The sequence below is a fragment of the Rhizobacter sp. genome (genome assembly GCF_031412495.1).
GTDB lineage: Bacteria > Pseudomonadota > Gammaproteobacteria > Burkholderiales > Burkholderiaceae_C > Schlegelella_A.
This window is the reverse complement of sequence record NZ_JANODC010000100.1, coordinates 1-2,275: the sequence shown is the minus strand read 5'-3', so window position 1 is coordinate 2,275 and position 2,275 is coordinate 1. Positions and strand designations below refer to the sequence as shown.

Annotated in this window: 2 protein-coding genes; both read right to left on the bottom strand. The window is 73.4% G+C overall.

Going from position 1 to position 2,275, the window contains the following annotated elements; genetic code table 11:
* Positions 1 to 6 precede the first annotated feature (6 nt).
* Complete coding sequence (guaD, locus tag AC30N0_RS03650) at positions 7 to 1,326, bottom strand: guanine deaminase (RefSeq protein ID WP_489516575.1); 1,320 nt, start codon at positions 1,324 to 1,326, stop codon at positions 7 to 9.
* Positions 1,323 to 2,275: LysR family transcriptional regulator (locus tag AC30N0_RS03645; protein WP_489516574.1), on the bottom strand; the 953-nt coding region annotated here is incomplete at its 5' end. The genes AC30N0_RS03645 and guaD, both read right to left, overlap by 4 nt.

Genomic DNA, 2,275 nt, shown 5'->3' with positions numbered 1-2,275 from the left:
CGACGGCTAGTGTGAACCCGAGGCGAAGGCGGGTCGATCGTAGAGCGCGCGGCCGGCGACCCGGGCCTGCACCAGGTTGCGATCGTCGCCGAGCGTCATCCAGGCGAAGACGCGCTCATGCAAGGTGCGGGCCACCTCGTGCCGGCGCAGCGGCACCGGTCCCACCGCGACATCCCAGACGCAGACGTCGGCCATGCGCCCCGGCTCGAGGGTGCCGATCTCCGCGCCCAGGCCGAGCGCCTGGGCCGCGCCGCGCGTCGCCGCGTGCAGCGCCGTCCACGCCGTCAGCCGCTCGCCCGCGAGCGCCTGCACCTTGTAAGCGTCGGCCATGTTGCAAAGCAGGCAGAGGCTGGTGCCGCCGCCGACGTCGCTGGCCAGGCTGACCCGGACCCGGGCCGCCTCGGCGGCGCGCCAGCCGAACAGGCCGCTGCCCAGGAACAGGTTCGACGAAGGCGAGTGCGCGATCTGCGCCCCGGCAGCGTGCAGCGCCGCGCGATCGGCGTCGTCGAGCCAGATGCCGTGCGCGAAGACGCTCTTCGCGTGCAGCAGGCCGCAGCGCGCGTAGACGTCGAGGTAGCTGCGCGCCTCGGGAAACAGCGCCTGCACCCACCCCACCTCGCCGCGGTTCTCGGCCAGGTGCGTCTGCATGTAGAGGCTGGGATCCTCGCGGCAGAAGCGGCCGGCCAGGGCCAGCTGCGCCGGCGAGCTGGTCGGCGCGAAGCGCACCGTGACGGCGTAGGCGAGGCGGGCCCGGCCGTGCCAGCGTGCGATCAGCCGGAGCATGTCGCGCTCGGCCGACTCGACCGTGTCGACGAGGTCGGCGGGCGCGTTGCGGTCCATCAGCACCTTGCCGGCGACGACGCGCATGCCGCGCGCCTCGGCGGCGGCGAAGAGCGCATCGACGGAGCCGGCGTGGACGGTCGGGAAGACCACCGCCGCCGTCGTTCCGTGGGCGACGAGGGCGTCGAGGAACAGCGCCGCTGCGGCCTCGGCGTGCGCCGCCTCGTGGTGGCGCGCCTCGGCCGGGTAGGTGTGCGTCGTCAGCCAGTCGAGCAGCTCGGTGCCGTAGCTCGCGATGACGTCGATCTGCGGGCTGTGCACGTGCGTGTCGATGAAGCCGGGCAGGACGAGGCGGCCGGCGTGGTCGTGGCGCTCGAAGTCCGGCCCCGGCGCCTCGGCCTGCACGGCGACGATGCGGCCGCCGTCGACGAGCAGCCAGTGGCCGGGCCGCCAGCGCAGCGCCGAAGGGTCGACGTCGCCCCAGGCCGGCGTTCCGGTGAAGTCGAGCAGGTCGCCGTGCAAGGCGAAGCGCTGCGCGGCCGTCACGCGCGCCGCTTCAGCATGCCGTGCCCGGCGAGGTTGCGGGCCACCTCGCGCACCTGCTCGCGCAGCCAGCGCGCCGACGCCGAGGCGTGCGTCACGTCGTGCCAGAGCTGGTAGTAGGTGAGCGGCGGGAACGGGACCGGGCAGCGCAGGATCTTCACCGGCAGCGAGTCGACATGGCGCGAGCAGAACAGCCGCCCGGTCGTCAGCACGAGCAGGCTTTGCGCGACCATGAGCGGGATCAGGCTGAAGTGAGCGGTCTTGACCGCGACCTTGCGCGCCAGCCCGAGCGAGGCGAGGTGCTCGTCGACGACGCCGGGTGCGTTGGCGTGGAAAGGCAGCGGCGCGACGTGCTCGGCGTCCAGGTAGCGCTCGGCCGACCAGGCGCGCGCCTTCGCCGCCGGGTGCTGCTCGCCGACGAGGCAGACGATCTCGTCGGTCATCAGCCGGCCCAGGTGCAGCTCGGCCGGCGGCTGCAGCCAGTTGCCGACGACCAGGTCGACGTCGCCGGCGGCGAGGCGCTGCCGGTAGTCGTAGTCGCCCGAGAGCGGCAGCAGCTCGAGCCGCACCTGCGGCGCCGCCTCGCGCAGGTGGGCGACGATCTCGGGCAGGAACAGCGGGTCGAGGTAGTCGCTGGCGGCGATGCGGAACACCTGCTGGCTGGTCGCCGGATCGAAGCCGCGCTGTCGCGAGCGCGGCCCGAACAGCTGGCCGGCCTCGCGCAGCACGATGCCGGCCGGGCCCAGCAATTGCATCGCCGTGTCGGTCGGCGTCATGGCATTGCCAGCGCGCACCAGGAGCGGGTCGCCGGTGAGCGCGCGCAGGCGGCGCAGCTGGGCGCTGACCGCCGGCTGGGTGCTGTCGAGGCGCATCGCCGCTCGCGAGACACTGCGTTCCGTGATCAAGGTATGCAACACCCGGATGAGACGAAGCTCGATCTTCCCGAAATCGG